A 20,226-nucleotide genomic window follows, 5' to 3' on the forward strand; every position below is an offset into this window, starting at 1 on the left:
CCCAAACTAAGCGTTCAGATCGCCGTCGTGCGGCGTTGCAGCCAGGCCAGCGCTTCACCTTCAACGAGCGGCGACAGGCGTTCCAGCACCGTTTGGTGATAGTCGTTCAGCCACGCAATTTCGTCAGCGCGCATCAGCGACGCCTCGATGCAGCGGGTATCGATCGGGCACAGGGTCAGCGTTTCAAAGCACAGGAATTCGCCCAATTCGGACGTCAGCCAGCTGCGGTTGGCCACCAGGTTCTCGATGCGCACGCCCCAACGGCCCGGACGATAGATGCCAGGTTCGTTGGATGTGATCATGCCCGGCTCCATGGCCGTGTGCGGACCCGGCATGGCCCGGTACGAGATCACTTGCGGGCCTTCATGCACGTTCAGGAAATACCCGACGCCATGGCCCGTGCCATGGCCGTATTCGGCGCCGCCTTCCCAGATGGGCGCCCGCGCAATCGCGTCCAGCATCGGTGAGGGCGTGCCGCGCGGGAACGATGCGCGCGACAGCGCGATCATGCCCTTGAGCACCAGCGTGAAGTCCACTTTCTGATCGGCGCTGGGCGTGCCCACCGCGACCACACGGGTGATATCCGTCGTGCCGCCCAAGTATTGGCCGCCCGAGTCGATCAGCAACAGGCCGTCGCCTTCGATGGTGGCGTGCGATTCGGGCGTGGCGCGGTAATGCGGCATCGCGCCGTTGGCGTTGAAGCCGGCAATGGTGGCAAAGCTGGGGCAGACGTAGGCAGGCCGGCGCGCGCGGGCGGCGGTGATCTGTTCGTCTATGGTCAGCTCGGTGATCGTGTCCTTACCCAGCGCGCCTTCAAACCAGGAAAAGAACTCACAGAGCGCCGCGCCGTCCTGCGCCATAGCCAGCCGCACATGGGCCAGTTCAGCGTCGGTCTTGCGCGATTTCAGCAAGGTGGACGGGTTGATGGCTTCGATGCGCGGCACTTCCGGATTCATGCCGTGGAACACACCGCAGGTTACGCGAGCGGGGTCGATCAACAGCTTCTGATCCAATTCCAGCGATGCCAGCGCATCGGCGGCTTGGGTGTAAGCCGCGACTTCAACGCCATCGGCCGCCAAAGTGGCGCGCAACGCGTCATCAACCTTGCCGTCCGCCACGAACAGCGTGGCGTGGTCCAGGCCGATCAGCGCATGCCCAACAAACACCGGGTTGTAGTCCACATCCGCGCCGCGCAGATTCAGCAGCCAGGCGATGTCGTCCACCGTGCAGATGAAATGCACGTCAGCGCCTTGCGCACGCATGGCTTGCCGCACTTGGGCCAGCTTGTCGGCGCGAGACACGCAGGCCTCGGGCGCCACATGTTCATAGATTTTGGCGTCGGGCAGCCCGGCGCGGTCTTCCCAGACTTCATCCAGCAAGTCTTCGCGGATTTCCAGCGTGGCGCCAGACGTTGCGGCAGCCGCCGACAAGGCGCGGAATGCGCCCAGGCCCAGCACCTGGCCGTCAACGCCGATGACGTCGCCTGCACGGGTGTTGGCAGCCAGCCAGTCCACATGGCCCGGCGTGGACGCCAAGGCGATCTTCATCAGCTGCACGCCCGTGCCAGCCAGTTGGGCTTCGGCCTGCACCCAGTAGCGGCTATCGACCCAAAGCCCGGCGAAATCGGCCGTGACGACCAGCGTGCCCACCGATCCCGTAAAACCCGACAGCCAGCGCCGCCCCTGCCAGCGCGCCGGCAGGTATTCGGACAGATGCGGGTCCGAAGAAGGAACGATGTAGGCGGACAGACCGCGGCGGCTCATGGCCTGCCGCAATTGGGCGATACGGGTATCGGTGCTAGACATGGGGGATGGAATCCTTAGCGCAACATGAAAGACATAGCGGCCAGGCTGTTCAACGTACGGACGGCCGACTGCATGCTATCCGTGGTGAATCGCAAGGTGACGCCGTCCACGCGTTCCAGCGTGGGCCACATGCAGAACAGATCGGCCAAGGCCGCACTCTGCGTCTGCAACCGGCATTCTATAGGGGCGGGAATGCGGAAAGGAATGGCTTTTTTGATATTGCGTACGGCGGTTTCGGCTGCCGCCGTGATGGCGCGGCGTGAAGCGGCGGGCGATAAGGTGATGCCGCTGCCCTGGCCGTGGGCCACCTTGGTCTGCACCCATTCGGCGCCCGGGAAGGTGTCACGCGTTTCGGCGATGAACACGTCGTCGCCGGTGCCCAAAATAACCGGCACGCCCATTTCACCTGCCAGCGCGCCATACAGGCCCGCTTCGCCAAGTTCCATGCCGTTGATAAAGATGCGGGCAAACGCAAAACTGTTGATCGTGTGCGCCAGGATGCCGCGGCCTTGCGAACGCGAGTGGTAGCCGATCATGAAAACCGCGTCGCAGCCCTCTTCCAGGCCACCCATCATGCCCAGGTAGCGCGGCTTGCCCAGCACCAGGCGAGCGCGCTCGTCCAGACCGTCGGGCAGCAGGTTGCGAAACCCGCCATGCGAATCGTTGACGAGAATTTCTTCAGCGCCGCCAGCGATGGCGCCCAGCACGGCCGCGTTGGCCTCGGCGGTCATCCAGGCGCGGGCGCGCTCGTATTCGCCGTTACCGGCGCGAACTTGTTCGGGGTGGAAGACGCCGGCGACGCCTTCGATATCGGTGGAAATCAGGATCTTCATGGGATCAGCCTTGGATGAATTCAGAATGCAGTATCGGACAGCCATTGCCGCCATTGCGGCGCGGCGTCGCGGATAGCGGCGCGATGGTGACCGTCGCGCCCCGTCACGCCATCGGCATGCCAGAGCGCGGAAATAATGGCCTGTTCGCAGGCTTCCGCAGCCGCTTCAAACAGGGGATCAATACGGGTTTCATGCAGCATAGCCACGGCGGGCATCGGTTGTTCGGCCAATTGCGGCACCGTATAGGCGGTGGAAAATGCCAGCGCGATATCGCCGCTGCCATGGCCGAATACCGACCCAGTGCGCGCCAGGCCCGCTCCCGCGCGCAGCGACAAGCGGCGCAACTGGCGCGAGTCCAGCGGAGCATCGGTGGCCAGCAGCAAAATAATGGAGCCTTTCTCGGGCACGATCACGGCGTTTTCGCCCTGACCCGCCAACCCCTGGTCCAACTGATCTGCCAGCCGGCGGCCAAACGGACGGCCTGCCACAGTCAGATTGGGCAAGCGGCCAAAGTTGGACAACACCAGCGCGCCGACGGTGTAGCGCAAGCCGGGCTGGATGGACGCCACGCGGGACGCCGACCCGATACCGCCCTTGAACGAAAAACACGACATGCCGCGCCCCGCACCCACGGCGCCTTGCGGGAATGTCTTGCCGGCCCCGGCCAGCGCGTCCGCATAGTGCGATTCCTGCACGGCCAGCGCCTGAATGTCGTTCAAATAGCCGTCATTGCATTCAAACACCAGCGGATTCACGGTAGCCATGGCTCGGCCGATGCCGGGGTTGGCCGCGACCGCGTGGCGGATCTGAGCGTTGGCCACCGTGCCCACGCCAAACGTGTTGGTCAGCGCAATCGGCGTTTCCAGCACGCCCAGCTCCTGCACCTGGATCAGGCCTGTGCTTTTGCCAAAACCGTTCAGCACGGTAGCCGCGGCAGGCACCTTGTCCAGAAAGGGATCACCGCCATGCGGCCGCACGACGGTCACGCCGGTTTGCTGCGCGCCGTCAGCCAGCGTGCAGTGCCCGACCGTCACGTTGCCGACGTCGCAGATCGTATCCAGCGGCCCCGGCGGCAGCACGCCGATGCGGGGAAAATCCAGCGCTTGTTTGTCCATGATTGCCGCGTGTCGCCACGCTCCTTAATGCAAAACGCCGCCGCCCAAGAGGACGGCGGCGGGAAGAATCAGCCCCCTCGCCGCACCCCTGACGGGGTTAGCTACCAGGCACAAGGGAACTACTTGCGATCGATCTTGGGATCGAGCGCGTCGCGCAAGCCGTCGCCAAGCAGGTTAAACGCCAGCACCGTCAGGAAGATCGCCAGTGCCGGGAAGATCGCCACGTGAGGAGCAATCACCATGTCGGCCCGCGCCTCGTTCAGCATGGCGCCCCATTCCGGCGTGGGAGGCGATGCGCCCATGCCCAGGAACGACAGGCTGGCTGCGGTGATGATCGACGTGCCGATACGCATCGTGCCGTACACCACGATCGGCGAGATCGTGCCGGGCAGGATGTGGCGCATGATGATCGTCCAGTCGGACGCGCCCACGCTCTTGACCGCTTCAACATAGGTCATCTGCTTGATCGACAGGGTGTTGCCGCGCACCAGGCGGGCAAACGCCGGCACGCTGAACACGGCAACGGCCACGATCACGTTGATCATGCTGGAACCCAGGATGGCCACCACGCCGATCGCCAGCAACATGCCGGGGAAAGCCAGCAGCACATCGGAGACGCGCATCGTGATGCGTTCCCACCAGCCTTCGTAGTAGCCAGCCATCAAGCCCATAAAGGTGCCGACGACTGCGCCCATGGCGACCGACAGGAAACCTGCCGCCAGCGAAATGCGCGCGCCCATGAGGATGCGGCTGAAGATGTCGCGGCCCAGCGAGTCCACGCCCAGCCAGTGGGTCAGGGACGGGCTGGCGTTCAAGGCGTCGTAGTCGAAAAAGTTTTCGGCATCGAACGGCACGATCCACGGTGCAAAGACCGCGACCACGACCAGCAGCAGGACAAACATGCCGGCGCCCAGAGCCAGCTTCTGCTTCTTGAATTTGCGCCAGAACTCGGTGGCGGGTGTGCGCACGTCGTTCTTGGGAACGGCGGCAATGGTGGTGGCGGGTGTCGTATTGCTCATGGCCGCCTCACTTATAACGGATGCTGGGATTGATGACGCCGTAGAGCACGTCGACAATCAGGTTGATAAGGATGAATTCCAGCGAGAACAGCAGCACCAGGCCCTGGATCACCGGATAGTCGCGCTGGGTCACGGCGTCCACCAGCAGACGGCCAAGGCCGGGCCAGTTGAACACGGTCTCGACCACGATCGAGCCGCCCAGCAAGAAGCCGAACTGCAAGCCCATCATGGTCACGACGGGAATCAGCGCGTTACGCAACGCGTGTTTGATCACAACGCGGCGCTCGGTCAGGCCCTTGGCGCGGGCAGTCCGCACAAAGTCTTCCTGAATCACTTCCACGAACGATGCGCGGGTGAAGCGCGCCATCACGGCAGCCACCGCAGCGCCCAGCGTGATGGAGGGCAATATGTAGTGTTGCCAGGTCGAGGCGCCAACGGTTGGCAGCCAGCCCAGATTCACGGAGAACACCTGCATCAGCATCATCCCCAGCGCAAAGGCAGGGAAAGAGATGCCTGACACCGCCAGCGTCATGCCAAGACGGTCGGGCCAGCGATTGCGCCACACCGCCGACACGATCCCGATGATCATGCCAAAGGTCACTGACCACGCCATACTGGCGAGCGTCAGCCACATGGTGGGCATGAAGCGGTCCGAAATCTCGGTCGAGACGGGGCGCTTGGTACGCAAAGACGTACCCAGGTCGCCTTGCAGCATATGGCTGAAGTAGCGCACGAATTGCTGCGGCAGCGGCAGATCCAGTCCCAGTTCCTTGCGCACCAGCTCAACCGTTTGCTGGTCGGCTTCCTGGCCTGCGGCCAGTCGTGCCGGGTCGCCCGGAAGCATGTGCACAAACAGGAACACAACCACAGCTACCAGCAGCAGCGTGGGAATCATGCCCAAAAGACGTTTGACGATGTAGGTCAGCATTGAAATTCCTGCAACATCGGCGGGGACACCGTGCCCCCGCCGTATGTGGCCTTACAAGGGCCGCGAGGCCCTGAGAGTTACTGCTTGGATTACTGCTTCAGGTCGATGTCGCCGAACCAGAACGAGGTGTCCGGTTCCACGTACACGCCCGACAGGTTCTTCGACTTCACGTACAAGTTGTTCTGGGTCACCAGGAAGGCCCACGGGGCGTCCTTCCAGATGGTTTCCTGAATGTCCTTGTAGATTTCGGTCTTCTTGGCGCGGTCGGTCGTGGCCAGCGCTTGCTGAATGCCGTCATCCACCGACTTGTTCGAGTAGTACGACACGTTGTTCAGCACCGGCGGGAAAGCGGCGGTGGTCAGCAACGGACGCAGGCCCCAATCGGCTTCACCGGTCGAAGACGACCAGCCGGCGTAGTACATGCGGACCTTGGCGTCCTCAGGCTTTTGCACCTGTTGGACGCGCTGCACGCGTTGACCCGATTCCAGCACTTCCACCGACACCTTGATGCCGACTTGCGACAGCTGCTGTTGCAGGAACTGAACGACCTTCACCGAAGTGCCGTCGTTATAGGCCGACCACAGCTGGCTTTCAAAGCCATTGGGGTAACCGGCTTCAGCCAACAGCGCCTTGGCCTTCTTGATGTCGTAGGGCCACGGGCCCGTCTTGTGTGCGAAATCCACGCCTTGCGGCACGACGCCGTCAACGACGGTGGCGTAGCCCGAGAAAGCGACCTTGGCCAGGGCTTCCTTGTTGATGGCGTAGTTGATGGCTTCACGCACCTTGACGTTGTCGAACGGCTTTTGCTGCGTGTTCATCGACAGGTAGCGGGCCATGATCGAGTTCTTGTGATCGACCACGTCCAGCTTGTCGTTCTTGGACAGCACGGCGGCTTGTTCGAACGGCACCGGGAAGGCGAACTGCGCCTCGCCCGTTTGCACCACGGCGGCGCGGGTGTTGTTGTCGGTCACGGTACGGAAGGTCAGCGTGTCGACCTTCGGGTAACCCTTCTTCCAGTAGCCGTCGAACTTCTTGACCTTCAGGTATTCAGCCGGCTTCCATTCGACGAATTCGAAGGGACCGGTACCCACGGGGTGGAAGCCGATTTCCTTGCCGTACTTGGCCAGGGCTGCGGGCGAGATCATCATGGCGGCCGGGTGGGCCAGCGCGTTGATGAAGGCCGAGAACGGCTTCTTCAACGTGATCTTGATGGTCTGCGGATCAACCACTTCGGTCTTGTCGATGACGCTGAACTGGATGTAGCGCGACAGGCGGTTTTCCGGGTTGGCCGGACGATCGAAGTTGATCTTGACCGCTTCAGCGTTGAAATCGGTGCCGTCGTGGAACTTCACGCCGGGACGCAGCTTGAACGTGTAGACCAGGCCGTCTTCGCTGACGGTGTAGTCGGTAGCCAGAACCTTCTGGATCTTCAGATCCTTGTCGAACTCGAACAGGCCTTCGTAGTAGGCCTTGCCGGCTGCTTGGTTCAGCGTGCTGTTGGTGTTGTAGGGATCAAGCGTTTCCAGTGCGATGGAGACGGCAAACGTCACGTCCTTGGCAGCATGCGCCAACGGCGAAGTGAGCACACCGAAGGCCACCGCGGCAGCGGCCATCAGCTTGGTGGGGCGCAGAACTTTCATCATTGCAACTCCTGGTTCCAAATTGGAATTAGGGGGTTTGGTGGAAGAAAAACAAAGTCAACAAAGACTCTCAATACGCTCCGCCGACAGGGTGGCGGGCTACAAAATGATCCGTGCCTACTTGCACCAGTGGTAGCACCACCGGGTCGTCGCCCAGCTTGCGGATCGGGCTGGGAATTTCGTCGGACAACAAGGTGCGCTTCATGTGGCGGCGCGCCGGATCGGCGATCGGCACGGCCGACATCAGCTTCTTGGTGTACGGGTGCTGCGGGTTCTCGAAAATCGCGCGGCGCGGGCCGATCTCGACGATCTGGCCCAGGTACATCACGGCCACGCGATGGCTGACGCGTTCAACAACGGCCATATCGTGCGAGATGAACAGGAACGAGATGCCCATGTCGCGCTGAAGATCGATCAACAGGTTGACGATCTGCGCCTGAATCGACACGTCCAGCGCCGACACCGACTCATCCGCAATCACGACCTTCGGATTTAAGGCAAGCGCGCGCGCAATGCAGATGCGCTGGCGCTGGCCGCCCGAGAACTCATGCGGATAACGCTGCGCCATTTCCGGCGGCATACCCACGCGTTCCAACAGTTCGGACACACGTCGTTCAGCATCGCGGCCCTTGGCCACGCCATGCACCAGCAGCGGCTCCATGATGGAGAAGCCGACGGTCACGCGCGGGTCCAGCGACGCAAACGGGTCCTGGAACACGAACTGGATGTCGCGTCGCAAGGATTGCAGCTCGGTGTTTTTCAGGCGCACGATGTCGCGGCCGCCAAACTCGATCTCGCCGCTCTGGCTATCCACCAGACGCAGCAGCGACCGGCCGGTGGTGGACTTGCCGCAACCCGACTCGCCCACCAGCGACAGCGTTTCGCCCGGATACAGATCAAAGCTGACCTGTTCCACGGCGTGCACGCGGCGCTGCACGCGGCTCAAGATGCCGCCGCGCAGATCGAAGCGGGTGACCAGATTGCGCACGCTCAAAATCGGTTCACGCTTTGCCGCCGGCACTTCCTGCGTGCTGGTAATGCCAGGTTCGGCAACCGGCTGGGCCTGACCGTCCACTTGCAGAAGCGGGAAGCGCGCAGGCAGATCGGTGCCTTGCATCGCGCCCAGCTTCGGCACGGCCGACAGCAGCGCCTTCGTGTAGGTGTGGTTCGGCGCCGAGAACACTTGTTCGGACGGGCCTTCTTCGACCTTGTCGCCGCGATACATGACCAGCACGCGGTCAGCCACTTCGGCAACCACGCCCATGTCGTGGGTGATGAACACCACGCCCATGTGCATTTCTTCCTGCAACTGACGGATCAGTTGCAGAATCTGCGCCTGGATGGTGACGTCCAGCGCGGTGGTCGGCTCGTCAGCGATCAGCAGCGCGGGCTTGCAGGCCAGCGCCATGGCGATCATGACGCGTTGGCGCATGCCGCCCGACAATTGATGCGGATAGCGGTCCAGCACGGACTTGGCTTCCGGAATGCGCACTTGTTCCAGCATACGCAGCGCTTCAGCGCGTGCGGCCGAAGCATCCTTGCCCTGGTGCTGACGGATCGATTCGGCGATCTGGTCGCCGGCCGTGAACACCGGATTCAAGGAAGTCATAGGCTCCTGGAAGATCATGGCCATGTCCGCGCCCCGCACATTGCGCATGACGCGCTGGCTGGAACCGACCAGGTCGATCACGGAGCCATTGCGCCGGCGCAGGGCCATGCTGCCCTGGGCGATGCGGCCGCCGCCATGTTCCACCAGACGCATGAGTGCCAGCGACGTTACCGACTTGCCCGAACCTGATTCGCCCACGATGGCCAGGGTTTCACCCCGATCCACATGGAACGACAAGTTGCGCACGGCTTCAACCGTGCGCTCCGAACCTACGAAGCGCACCGTCAGGTCGTCGACCTGGACCACGCGGTTTTCCGGCAGCGCCAGGCTGTTTGCGCGATCAACCATCTTTCTCATTCCCCAAATACTGAAAAAACGAACCCGTTGCCGCTTAACGATAAATTGCGGTAACCGGCTTTTCGCCTACGCGGGCGTAACCCCGATACATGCCTTCCGTGTTGAACGGCAAGGCCACATTGCCCTGGGCGTCAACGGCGATCAGGCCGCCCTTGCCGCCGATGGTGGGCAGTTTTTCCATCACAACGCGATCCGCCGCGGCTTCCAGCGACGCGCCGCAATATTCCATTTGCGCCGCCACATCGTAAGCCGCAACCATGCGAATGAACATCTCGCCGGTACCAGTCGTGGAGACCGCGCAGGTCTTGTTGCTGGCATAGGTGCCGGCGCCAATCATCGGCGCATCGCCGACGCGGCCGACTTGCTTATTGGTGATGCCGCCGGTGGACGTGGCAGCGGCCAGATTGCCCTGCGCATCGACGGCCACCGCGCCCACAGTGCCGAACTTCTTGTCGGCGTCCAGTGGGTCTGCCGGTGCGGGCTGACCGCGTGCAACCAGGGCTTGGCCATCATGATCCAGCACGGCAGCGTCAGGCGTTTCACGCTGCACACGCAGCAGTTGTTCGCGGCGCGCTTCGGTCGAAAAATAGGACGGGTCCACAATTTCCAGCCCTTCCTGGCGGGCGAAAGCTTCAGCGCCCTCACCCACGAAGAAGACGTGCTTGCTGTTTTCCATGACTTTGCGCGCAGCAAAGATCGGATTGCGTACGCAATTCACGTTGGCGATGGCGCCCGAACGCAGCGTGGCGCCGTCCATGATGGAGGCGTCCAGCTCGTGGGTGCCGGCGCTGGTGAAAACCGCGCCGTGGCCCGCGTTGAACAAGGGGCAATCTTCCAGCAGGCGAACCGCTTCAGTCACTGCATCCAGCGCGCTGCCGCCATTGGCCAGCACGGCTTGGCCGGCGGTCAGGATGGAATTCAGCGCTGCCAGGTATTCCTGTTCTTTCTCGGGCGACATGGCCGCGCGGGACATCGCGCCAGCGCCACCGTGGATAGCGATCACGGGTTGAATCATCGTTTACCTACTCCATGGATGAGCCACGGCATCACGGACTGGGTTACCCCAGCTGCGGCCGCAACGGAATTCTTTGCCCGATAGGCCACGGCGGCGGACAAGGCTTCAATCAGCCCCAGCGCAGCGGTCTCGGAATTAGGGATCAGCTGACGCGCGGAAAATGCGTACAACACCACGGAAGCCGTGGGCGCAAGCGGAGACGTGGGTTTGTCGGTCAGCACCAGGACCGGCACGCCAGCCTGTTGGGCGGCGCGGGCCAGCGTCACAGTGTCAGCCAGATAACGGGGAAAGCCGATCGCGATCACCAGATCTTTGGAGGTCATGCGCGACATCTGGCGCGCGGCGTGCGACACGCCGCCAGGGCCCGCAAGCGACTCGACCGAGTGCAGATGCATACACAGCCCGCGTTGCAGCAGACCGGCCAGAAAGCCGCTGGCTCCAAAGCCAATGATGAAAACGCGGTCCGCAGCCAGGATCGCTGCCACCGCCTGCTCACAGGCGGCGGAATCCAGCGATTGCAGGTTGCGCTGTGCGTTGCGGACGTCTTCTTCCAGCGTGGCAGCAAAGATCTGGACGGCGCTGGCGGAGTGCGCCAGTTCGGTACGCAGCTTTTCAACGGGCTCCAGCGCGGCTTCAAAGCCACGTGCAAGTTCAGCGCGGAATTGCGGATAGCCGGGCAGGTCCAGGGCGCGCGCGAAGCGATTCGCGGTAGCGACCGACACCCCCACAGCGGCCGCGAACTCATCGATGGTCATGGTAGCGGCGCGGAATTGATGCGCCAGCACGTACTCAGCCATCTTGTGCTGCGTCCGGCTCAGCGCAGGCTGGGCCCGGGCGATCCGATCCGCGATCGTAAGAGTGGCTTTGTTCATCGATTTTTGAGGGGTTGCTATCGAACAATTATGTAAATCTGTTTACACGCAAATTTTAGATAAGAAAATTCATTTTCATACTAAGGGTATACCCGTGAATTTATGTAACAGTCCTGGAAATTTCCAGGATCGCTTTGCGGTACGCTTACCGGCGCTAAATTTCCATCGCTTTCTGGAACCGCCGTATGCCTGTCTGGATCTGTAAACCCCACGCTGAATTGACCCCCGCCGAGCTCTACGCCATCTTGCGGCTACGCTCGGAAGTCTTTGTTGTAGAACAGAATTGTGTATTTCTGGACATGGATGGCAAAGACCTCCAGGGCCAGACCGAGCATCTGATGGCTTGGCAAGATGGCGCGCTGATGGCGTATTGCCGCTTGCTGGAGCCGGCGTTGAACGAAGGCCAGGCCATCATCGGCCGCGTGATCACGGCGCCCCCGGCCCGCGGCACCGGTATGGGCCACGAGCTGATGCGCCGCGTCAAAGCTCAAGCAGAGCGCATCTGGCCGGGCCAGCCCGTCTATCTGGGCGCGCAGGCACGGCTGAAGAACTATTACGCCGGTCACGGCTTTGTGCCCGTCACCGAGGAATACATCGAAGACGGCATCCCGCATGTGGGGATGCTGCTGCAAGAATCCGCTTGAGCATAAAAAAACGCCCCTTGCGGGGCGTTTCGTTTACTGCGGCATCAGGCGGATTATTTGACCGCCGACACATCCAGTTTGGCCAGCGTCTTGGACTGGATTTCGTCCACCGTCACGCCAGGCGCCGTTTCCAGCAGCTTCAAGCCGTTTTCAGTGACTTCCATCACGCCCAGGTCGGTGATGATCAGATCGACCACGCCCACGCCGGTCAGCGGCAGATTACACTCGGGCAGCAATTTGATGTCTTCCGTGCCGTCTTTCTTCTTGGCCACGTGTTCCATCAGGACCACGACGCGGCCAACACCGGCCACCAGGTCCATCGCGCCGCCCATGCCCTTGACCATCTTGCCCGGAATCATCCAGTTGGCCAGATCGCCCGTTTCGGACACCTGCATCGCGCCCAGGATGGCCAGGTTGATCTTGCCGCCGCGGATCATCGCGAACGAATCTGCGGACGAGAAGATCGACGAGCCAGGCAACGTCGTCACCGTCTGCTTGCCGGCGTTGATCAGATCAGCGTCGACTTCGTCATCGGTGGGGAACGGGCCAATGCCCAACAGGCCGTTCTCGGATTGCAGCCAGACCTCGACACCCTTGGGCACGTGGTTGGCCACCAGGGTCGGCAGGCCGATACCCAGGTTTACATAAAAACCGTCTTGCAGCTCGCGCGCTGCGCGTGCCGCCATTTCATCGCGGGACCATGCCATGTCGTCTTCTCCTTAGGCCGGGCGAGTGGTGCGTTGTTCGATGCGCTTTTCCGGCGTCGTGTTCAACACGATCCGCTGCACATAGATGCCAGGCAGGTGGACCTGATCGGGGTCCAGCGTGCCGGTGTCAACGATCTCTTCGACTTCGACCACGGTGAACTTGCCGGCCATGGCAACGTTCGGATTGAAGTTGCGCGCCGTCTTGCGGAACACCAAATTGCCGCTGCGGTCGGCGATATGCGCCTTGACCAGCGACACGTCCGGCACCAGCGAACGCTCCATCACGTATTGCTGTCCGTCGAACTCACGGATTTCCTTGCCGTCAGCCACGATGGTGCCCACGCCGGTGCGCGTGAAGAACGCGGGGATGCCAGCGCCGCCAGCGCGCAGCTTCTCGGCCAGCGTGCCTTGGGGGGTGAATTCAAGTTCGAGCTCGCCCGACAGGAACTGGCGTTCGAATTCCTTGTTCTCGCCCACGTAGGACGCGATCATCTTGCGGACCTGGCGCGTATTGAGCAGTTGGCCCAATCCAAAACCATCGACGCCCGCATTGTTGCTGATGCAAGTGAGATCTTTGACGCCCGAATCGCGCAGCGCTGCGATCAGGGCTTCGGGAATACCGCAGAGGCCGAAACCGCCCACGGCGATCATCTGACCGTCCTTGACGATGCCTGCCAGCGCCTCCTGGGCGCTTGCAAAAACCTTGTCCATCGCTCCAACTCCTAGTTAAGGTCGAACTGAAGAGAGCCTGCCCCGCCGCTTGCGCAGCCTGTCCCGCAGAGGGATCAGGAATTCGTGGCTGGTCCTGTTTTTCCTTGGAGCGCGGCTGCCGGCGTCGGGCCCAGATGGCATCGCAAACCTTCCCGATGTCTCTGGGACACGGCGCCGAGGGTGGCGCGCCCCTTTATTTCTATTCTGATTTTGCGCTTGATTTTAACGGCATGACGGGCACTGCGGGCGGGCTTTATGGAGGATACCGGCCCGCCGATCCCGCACCCGGGCGCCCCGTCAGTCCACCGCCCCTGCGCCATCAAGCGGCGGCGTTGAACTGCGTTGCCATTTGCGCCAGCACTTCAGGCGGCCACGGCGCGGACGTATTGGCCACGTAGTCCATCCAGACTAGCACGTTGCGCCCACGCGCATAGGGGCCGGCGTCATCCCCCACTTTCTCCAGCAACAGCTCGAATTCCGCGCTGGAACGGCCGATCCGGGTCACCGTGTGCGTCACCCGGACCGTGGCCGGATAGGTCAATGGACGCAGGAAATCGCACGAGGCATGGGCCTGGATGGCGCCGTTATCGGCAGGCAATTCAAAGCCCGCGTCATACAGAATCTGCATGCGGGCCTCTTCCATGAGGCGGAAATACAGCGTGTTGTTCAGGTGGTTCAAGGCGTCTGAATCGCCCCAACGCAAAGGCAATTCGACTTGATGGGTGTCGCCCACCGCCAAAATCCGCGCAGACAGATTGTCCGGGTTCACCAATTACTCCTGAAGGCTAAAAGAAATACGAAGGCATGCACGGCCTCCGGCTGCAATACAATCGCCGATAATACTTCCAGCCATACATGGAATACATATGGGGAGCTTTGCAAATGTCTGAACGCGAGTCGATGGAATATGACGTGGTTGTGGTTGGTGGTGGACCCGCCGGCCTGGCCACCGCTATCCGTCTAAAGCAGCTGGCCGCTGAAAAGAATCAGGAAATTGGCGTCTGCGTGCTTGAGAAAGGCGCGGAACTGGGCGCACACATCCTGTCCGGCGCTGTCATGGACCCGCTGGCGCTGACCGAGCTTATCCCCGACTGGAAAGAAAAAGGCGCGCCGCTGAACGTGGCAGTCACGCAGGACAAGTTCCTGTTTCTGTCCCAGACCGGCGCTCGCGCCACGCCGAACTGGCTGCTGCCCCCCTGTTTCCACAATGAAGGCAACTACATCGTCCGCCTGGGCGACGTCGTCAAGTGGATGGGCGAGCAGGCCGAAGCGCTGGGCGTGGACATATTCCCCGGCTTTGCCGCGGTTGAAGTGTTGTATGACGAAAACGGCGCCGTCCGCGGCGTAGCCACGGGCGACATGGGCGTAGCCCGAGACGGCACCCACACCGACCACTATCAGCCCGGCATGGAACTGCATGCCCGCTACACGGTATTCGGCGAAGGCGCGCGCGGCCAATTGGGCCGCCAGCTGATCGAACGCTACAAGCTCGATGACGGCCGCGATCCGCAGGCCTACGGCATCGGCATCAAGGAAATGTGGGAAGTCGACCCAGCGCAATCCAAGCCGGGCCTGGTCATCCACACGGCCGGCTGGCCGCTGGATTCCGACACCTACGGCGGTTCGTTCCTGTACCACCTGGACAACAACCTGGTGGCAGTGGGCATGATCGTCGGCCTGGACTACGCCAACCCCTGGTTGTCGCCGTTCGATGAATTCCAACGCTACAAAACACACCCCGCCATTCGCGGCACGTTCGAAGGCGGCAAGCGTATTGCCTACGGCGCGCGCGCTATCACGGCAGGCGGCTTGCTGTCCCTGCCCAAGCTGACCTTCCCGGGCGGCGCACTGGTCGGTTGCGAAGCCGGTTTCCTGAACGCATCCCGCATCAAGGGCAGCCACGCCGCCATCAAGTCCGGCAAGCTCGCCGCCGAAGCCGCGTTCGACGCCCTGGTCGCCGACCGCCGCCAGGACGAACTCACGGCCTACCCGCAAGCGTTCGAAGCGTCTTGGCTGCACACCGAATTGAACAAGGCGCGCAATTTCAAGCAGTGGTTCAAGAAGGGCCGCACCATCGCCACGGTCATGACTGGCGTCGAGCAATTGCTGCTCAAGGGCAAGATGCCCTGGACCTTGCGTCACAGCAAGCCCGACCACGCCTGTCTGCAACCGGCATCGGAATGCGCCCGCATCGACTACCCCAAGCCCGATGGCAAGCTGACTTTCGACAAGCTCAGTTCGGTGTTCATCTCGAACACCAATCATGACGAAAACGAGCCCATCCACCTGACGTTGAAAGACCCGTCCATACCGGTGAGCGTCAACCTGGCCAAGTATGGCGGACCCGAGACGCGCTACTGCCCGGCAGGCGTGTACGAGTTCATCAAGGACGATCACGGCGACGACCGCTTGCAGATCAACGCGCAGAACTGCGTGCACTGCAAGACCTGCGACATCAAGGACCCAACCCAGAACATCGTCTGGGTGGCGCCGCAAGGCGGCGAAGGGCCGGTCTACAGCGGCATGTAATCCAGGCAAGGGTTCATTCCCCTCTGCCACAAGGCGCCCCTTGGGGCGCTTTTTTTTTCGATAGAAGGAACCATCATGAGTGAACGCGTGCTCTTCATCGGCTGTGGCGACCTGGGCCAACGAGCTGCCCGGCGCTTTCTGGCGCGCGGAGACGAGGTCTATGCGTTGCGCCGCCATCCTCCCGCAGACGATGCCAGCGGTATTCATTGGCTGCAAGGCGACATCACTCGCCCCGACACCTTGCCCGCACTGCCGGCCGGCATTACTCGGCTGATTCACGTGCCATCGCCCGGCGCGCGTGACGCTGCCGTCTACCGAGGGGTTTTCGTTGATGGTTTGCAGCACGTGCTGGATTCGCTGGACACCACGCAGCTCAAGCGCGTCGTGTTCGTGTCGTCCAGCGCGGTCTACGGCGAACACCACGGTGAGTGGGTCACTGAAGACACGCCGCCCGCCCCGCAAGGTTTCAACGGCCAGGTGCTGCTGGAGGCCGAAGCAGCGCTGGCGGCTCGCGGTTTGTCATCTACCGCGCTGCGTCTGGCGGGGCTGTATGGTCCCGGCCGGCTGCAACTGATCGAACGGATCAAAAGCGGCGCGGCTGGCGCGCCGACCCACCCCGAACATTGGGCCAATCGCATCCACATCGACGACGCTGCGTCGGCAATCGTGCACCTGGTTCTGCTGCCCGATATAGCCCCGGTGTACATCGGCTGCGACGATACGCCCTTGCCCTTGCACGTGCTGTATGCCGAGCTGGCAGCCATGGTTGGCGCTCCCGCGCCGCGCGTGGCGCCCGCCCCCGCCAACGTGGGCAGCAAGAAACTGAGCAATGCGCGCCTGCGCGCCAGCGGCCTGACCTTGCAATGGCCCGATTCGCGGCCGGGATATGCTGCCTTGCTGGCGGATGCTTCCGGCGCCGTGCAGGCATAGTTCGCCCGGCATCGAATCGTTGCTTGCGCGGGCGGCGGATACTGGCGGCCAGACATCCACGGCCATAGTCATGCACCCTGCCCACCCCCTGCTTGCGGTCACGCATCCGGACCCCTATCCGTACTATGCCGCGCTGGCGCGCGAGCAACCGCTGTATTGGGATAAGACGCTGGGCCTGTGGGTAGCCAGCCATCCCACCGCCATTTCTGCCGTCATGCGTCATCCCGCCGCCCGCGTGCGGCCCTTGACCGAGCCCGTGCCGCGTGGTCTGTGCCCCGGCCCCGCAGGTGAACTGTTCAGCCGTTTTGTGCGCATGAACGACAGCCGCCTGCACACGCGCATAAAGACGTTGCTGATGGCTTATCTGCAAGCGCAAAGTCAGCAAGCCTGTACGCCTCAATGGCCCGCCATCACGCTATTGAGCGCGGTGCAGGCCGATCGATTTCTGTATGCTGCGCCCGTGCACGCGCAGGCCGCGTTTCTGGGACTGCCGGACCAATTGCACGCCGACTGCGCCGTGCAGATTCAGGCTTATCTGACGGCTCTTCCCGCCAACGCAAACGCGGATCTCATCGCAGCCGGACATACCGCTGCACTCACCCTGCAAGACCGTCTTGAATCCCACCTGCTCGCCGCAGAGGCCTCGCCCGCACTGCGCCAGTTGCGTGACGATGGCGCACGCGATGGCATTCCCGCAGCGCTGCTCGCCGCGAACCTGGCGGGCCTGCTGTTCCAATCCTGCGAGGCAGGCGCCGGCTTATTGGGCAATGCGCTGATTCTGGCGGGCCGCCGCAGCCTGGACGCCAGCACAACGCCCGCCGCTGCCCGCACCGTGATCGACCACGTCGTACGTCATGACCCGCCGCTGCACAACACGCGGCGCTTCATGGGGAACGCCATAGAGATCCAGGGACAGCGCATCGAAGCCGGTCAGACCGTATTGCTGGTGCTGGCCGCAGCGGCCATGATCGAACCTGACAACGCCTGGACGTTCGGCGCTCACGGACACGCATGTCCTGGCCAAACGTTAGCGCGCAGCCATGCCGCCGACGCCCTGCTGCATCTATTGCATGCGGGCACTGACGCTCACGCGCTGGCATCTCATTTTCGCTATCGGCCGTTGCTCAATGCACGCGTGCCGCAGTTTGATTTTTCCAAGGACCACCAGCCATGATCGCCGTGATATTTGAAGTCGAGCCCGCAAACGGCAACCCCGACCCTTACCTGCACATCGCCGCAGGCCTGATCGACGAACTCAAGGCGATCGACGGTTTCATTTCCGTCGAACGCTTTCAGAGCCTGAGCAATCCCGGCAAACTGCTGTCCCTGTCATTCTGGCGCGATGAGGCGGCCGTCAAGCACTGGCGCTCGCTGGAATCGCACCGCCGCGCCCAGGAAGCGGGACGCGGCGGCGTGTTTCAAAACTATCGGCTGAGAGTGGCGCAAGTGCTGCGCGATTACGGCATGACGGAACGCGACGAAGCGCCCGCCGATAGCCGCAACCGGCACGGCTGATCAATCACTGCAGGTTCAGGCCAAATGGCGCGCCACAGCCTGGATGACCCGCTGCACATCGCTCGCGGACACATCCAGGTGCGTCACCAGCCGCGTTGGGCCGCCGTAAACCGCACGCATCATGATGTCGTCCTTGCCCAGCGCAGCGGTCAGGGCTTCGCACCGCGACGGCTCAAACTCCACAAACAGCATGTTGGTGTCCTGGCTCAACACGCGCACGCCCGCAATGCCGCGCAGCCCAACGGCTAGCGCCCGAGCGTTTTCGTGGTCGTCGGCCAGCCGCTCCACATTGTTATCCAGAGCGTACAGGCAAGCTGCCGCCAGCACGCCGGACTGGCGCAGCCCGCCGCCCAGCATCTTGCGCCAGCGGCGCGCGCGGGCAATCAGCTCATCGCTACCTACCAGCACCGAGCCCACGGGCGCGCCCAAACCCTTCGAAAAGCAGATCGATACCGAGTCAAAAGGCTGGCACATATCCACTAACGGTTTGCCGCTGGCCACAGCTGCGTTGAACACACGAGCGCCATCCAGGTGCGTGCCCAGGCCTTGTTCACGCGCCCACGATGTCGCGGCCTGGATATAGCTGGCCGGGATCAGCTTGCCGTGAAACGTGTTTTCCAAGGCCAGCAATCGGGTACGGGCAAAATGCGGATCGCCAGACGGTTTGACCGCCGCAGCCAGCTTATCCAGCGGCAACGAGCCATCTTCCGCGTGTTCGATGGGCTGGGGCTGAATGCTGCCCAGCACGGCCGCGCCGCCGCCTTCGTACTTATACGTGTGCGCCAATTGGCCCACCAGATACTCATCGCCCCGGTCGCAGTGCGCCATCAGCGCCGCCAGGTTGCTTTGCGTGCCGGACGGAAAGAACAGGCCCGCGGCCTTGCCCGCGCGTTCGGCCACGGCCTCTTGCAAACGTAGAACGGTGGGGTCGTCGCCCATCACGTCATCGCCCAGCGGGGCGCTCACCATAGCCTGCAACATGGCGGCGGATGGCCGGGTGACGGTGTCGCTACGCAGATCGATCATGGGAAATCCTTGATTTGGAAAAGAGAAGAATCAGGTGGCGCGCGCGGCCGGCGCCGCGCGGCTCACGACAAAGATGCCAGCCAAAATCAGCACCATGCCGCCCAACTCCCCCAAAGAGGGTTGTTCGGACAGAATCAGCCACGCCAGCAGCATGGCCACTACGGGCACGCCCAGGCTGGACAGACCGGCAATCGACGCAGGCACACGCCGCACCACCTGCAGCCACAGCAACCAGCCGGCCGCCGTCGCAATGAACACGATGTAGGTCATGCCAGTCCACAGGGGCCAGCCCCATTGCGCAGTCATCTGCGGCACCAGGAAAGCCACGGGCGTCATGACCAGGCCGCCGAACAGCATCTGCCAAGCCGTGAATGTCATGACATCAGGCGCGTGACGGTCGAACATGCGCTTGGACAACACCGTGCCCACGCCCCAGCACAGGCCGCTGCCCAGGCCCAGCAGCACGGGACGGATATCGCCCAGGCCATTCCACGGTTCCACAAAACAAATGAGCCCGATCGCGGCCAGGCCAATGCCCACCCCATGGCGCGCAGTCGGCCGTTCACCCAACAGGCCCCACGCAAACAGCACCACCCAGAACGGCATGGTGTAGGCCATCAGCGACACCTTGCCCACGCCGCCCGACACCAGCGCGGTCTGCACAAAGCCTTGAAAGCCGGCGGTTTGCGTCAAGCCTATCAACAGGGTCAGCTTCCAGGGCGGCATGGCCAGCGGACGCCGCGTGGCAATGACCAGGGCGAACAACACCAGGCTGCCCACCACATACCGCAAGGCCACGAAGTCGAACGGACCGATGTACGGCACGATCAGCTTCATCGCTATCCAACTGCCTGCCCAGACCAAGATGGTGCTGATCATCAGGGCAAGTCCTGTGCGATCGAAACTGCTGCTCACGTCCATGGCTCCGTATAGTTTTGGGCTGCAATAAAGAAAAGACGCCCGGACCGGTA

The 20,226-nt window shown here is 62.6% G+C and carries 19 protein-coding genes; 5 read left to right on the plus strand and 14 right to left on the minus strand.

Annotation, left to right across the window (positions count from 1 at the left end; all coding sequences use genetic code 11):
• Nucleotides 1-14 precede the first annotated feature (14 nt).
• From RAS12_RS15085 to RAS12_RS15125, 9 genes are all read right to left on the minus strand, one after another.
• Complete coding sequence (locus tag RAS12_RS15085; protein ID WP_306935285.1) at nucleotides 15-1,805, minus strand: aminopeptidase P family protein; 1,791 nt, start codon at nucleotides 1,803-1,805, stop codon at nucleotides 15-17.
• Nucleotides 1,806-1,819: 14 nt separating this feature from the next.
• Nucleotides 1,820-2,638, minus strand: coding sequence for a M55 family metallopeptidase (locus RAS12_RS15090; RefSeq protein WP_306935287.1), 819 nt, complete (start codon nucleotides 2,636-2,638; stop codon nucleotides 1,820-1,822).
• Between the two features lie 20 nt (nucleotides 2,639-2,658).
• Entirely contained in the window at nucleotides 2,659-3,753 is a 1,095-nt protein-coding gene (locus RAS12_RS15095) for a DmpA family aminopeptidase (RefSeq protein WP_306935289.1), read from the minus strand.
• Between the two features lie 119 nt (nucleotides 3,754-3,872).
• Nucleotides 3,873-4,772, minus strand: coding sequence for a glutathione ABC transporter permease GsiD (gene gsiD / locus RAS12_RS15100; protein ID WP_306935291.1), 900 nt, complete (start codon nucleotides 4,770-4,772; stop codon nucleotides 3,873-3,875).
• A gap of 7 nt (nucleotides 4,773-4,779) precedes the next feature.
• Nucleotides 4,780-5,700 (minus strand): glutathione ABC transporter permease GsiC, encoded by a 921-nt coding sequence (gsiC, locus tag RAS12_RS15105; protein ID WP_306935293.1) that lies wholly within the window; start codon nucleotides 5,698-5,700, stop codon nucleotides 4,780-4,782.
• Nucleotides 5,701-5,789: 89 nt separating this feature from the next.
• On the minus strand, nucleotides 5,790-7,343 hold the full coding sequence (gsiB, locus tag RAS12_RS15110; RefSeq protein ID WP_306935295.1) for a glutathione ABC transporter substrate-binding protein GsiB: 1,554 nt from the start codon (nucleotides 7,341-7,343) through the stop codon (nucleotides 5,790-5,792).
• Between the two features lie 67 nt (nucleotides 7,344-7,410).
• Nucleotides 7,411-9,297, minus strand: a complete 1,887-nt coding sequence (locus RAS12_RS15115) for a dipeptide ABC transporter ATP-binding protein (protein ID WP_306935297.1) — start codon at nucleotides 9,295-9,297, stop codon at nucleotides 7,411-7,413.
• Between the two features lie 43 nt (nucleotides 9,298-9,340).
• Complete coding sequence (locus RAS12_RS15120) at nucleotides 9,341-10,321, minus strand: isoaspartyl peptidase/L-asparaginase family protein (RefSeq protein ID WP_306935300.1); 981 nt, start codon at nucleotides 10,319-10,321, stop codon at nucleotides 9,341-9,343.
• Nucleotides 10,318-11,193 carry a MurR/RpiR family transcriptional regulator gene (locus RAS12_RS15125; RefSeq protein WP_306935302.1) on the minus strand — a complete coding sequence of 292 codons (876 nt, stop codon included), beginning with the start codon at nucleotides 11,191-11,193 and terminating at the stop codon, nucleotides 10,318-10,320. Before RAS12_RS15125 ends, RAS12_RS15120 begins: the two co-directional genes overlap by 4 nt.
• A gap of 185 nt (nucleotides 11,194-11,378) precedes the next feature.
• Between RAS12_RS15125 and RAS12_RS15130 the strand changes: the two genes are divergently transcribed.
• Nucleotides 11,379-11,837, plus strand: coding sequence for a GNAT family N-acetyltransferase (locus RAS12_RS15130; protein WP_306935304.1), 459 nt, complete (start codon nucleotides 11,379-11,381; stop codon nucleotides 11,835-11,837).
• A gap of 53 nt (nucleotides 11,838-11,890) precedes the next feature.
• Here RAS12_RS15130 and RAS12_RS15135 read toward each other — a convergent pair whose 3' ends face one another.
• From RAS12_RS15135 to RAS12_RS15145, 3 genes are all read right to left on the minus strand, one after another.
• Nucleotides 11,891-12,544 carry a CoA transferase subunit B gene (locus RAS12_RS15135; protein ID WP_306935307.1) on the minus strand — a complete coding sequence of 218 codons (654 nt, stop codon included), beginning with the start codon at nucleotides 12,542-12,544 and terminating at the stop codon, nucleotides 11,891-11,893.
• Nucleotides 12,545-12,556: 12 nt separating this feature from the next.
• Nucleotides 12,557-13,255, minus strand: a complete 699-nt coding sequence (locus tag RAS12_RS15140; RefSeq protein ID WP_306935308.1) for a CoA transferase subunit A — start codon at nucleotides 13,253-13,255, stop codon at nucleotides 12,557-12,559.
• 319 nt (nucleotides 13,256-13,574) lie between these two features.
• Nucleotides 13,575-14,024, minus strand: coding sequence for an acyl-CoA thioesterase (locus tag RAS12_RS15145; RefSeq protein WP_306935310.1), 450 nt, complete (start codon nucleotides 14,022-14,024; stop codon nucleotides 13,575-13,577).
• A 113-nt stretch (nucleotides 14,025-14,137) separates the two neighbouring features.
• Here RAS12_RS15145 and RAS12_RS15150 point away from each other — a divergent pair, with 113 nt between their 5' ends.
• The 4 genes from RAS12_RS15150 (at nucleotide 14,138) to RAS12_RS15165 (ending at nucleotide 18,229) form a co-directional block, all read left to right on the plus strand.
• Nucleotides 14,138-15,784: an electron transfer flavoprotein-ubiquinone oxidoreductase gene (locus RAS12_RS15150; RefSeq protein WP_306935312.1), complete on the plus strand. Its 1,647-nt coding sequence runs from the start codon at nucleotides 14,138-14,140 to the stop codon at nucleotides 15,782-15,784.
• Nucleotides 15,785-15,859: 75 nt separating this feature from the next.
• Nucleotides 15,860-16,714 carry an NAD-dependent epimerase/dehydratase family protein gene (locus RAS12_RS15155; protein WP_306935314.1) on the plus strand — a complete coding sequence of 285 codons (855 nt, stop codon included), beginning with the start codon at nucleotides 15,860-15,862 and terminating at the stop codon, nucleotides 16,712-16,714.
• A gap of 70 nt (nucleotides 16,715-16,784) precedes the next feature.
• Nucleotides 16,785-17,888 (plus strand): cytochrome P450 family protein, encoded by a 1,104-nt coding sequence (locus RAS12_RS15160; protein WP_306935316.1) that lies wholly within the window; start codon nucleotides 16,785-16,787, stop codon nucleotides 17,886-17,888.
• Entirely contained in the window at nucleotides 17,885-18,229 is a 345-nt protein-coding gene (locus RAS12_RS15165; RefSeq protein ID WP_306935318.1) for an antibiotic biosynthesis monooxygenase family protein, read from the plus strand. The genes RAS12_RS15160 and RAS12_RS15165 overlap by 4 nt, the downstream gene beginning before the upstream one ends.
• Before the next feature lie 15 nt (nucleotides 18,230-18,244).
• Here RAS12_RS15165 and ltaE read toward each other — a convergent pair whose 3' ends face one another.
• Nucleotides 18,245-19,255, minus strand: a complete 1,011-nt coding sequence (gene ltaE / locus RAS12_RS15170) for a low-specificity L-threonine aldolase (RefSeq protein ID WP_306935320.1) — start codon at nucleotides 19,253-19,255, stop codon at nucleotides 18,245-18,247.
• Nucleotides 19,256-19,285: 30 nt separating this feature from the next.
• Entirely contained in the window at nucleotides 19,286-20,176 is an 891-nt protein-coding gene (locus RAS12_RS15175; RefSeq protein WP_306935322.1) for a DMT family transporter, read from the minus strand.
• Nucleotides 20,177-20,226 lie beyond the last annotated feature (50 nt).

Origin of the sequence: Achromobacter seleniivolatilans (assembly GCF_030864005.1) — a bacterium.
In the GTDB taxonomy this organism is placed as follows: domain Bacteria; phylum Pseudomonadota; class Gammaproteobacteria; order Burkholderiales; family Burkholderiaceae_B; genus Achromobacter; species Achromobacter seleniivolatilans.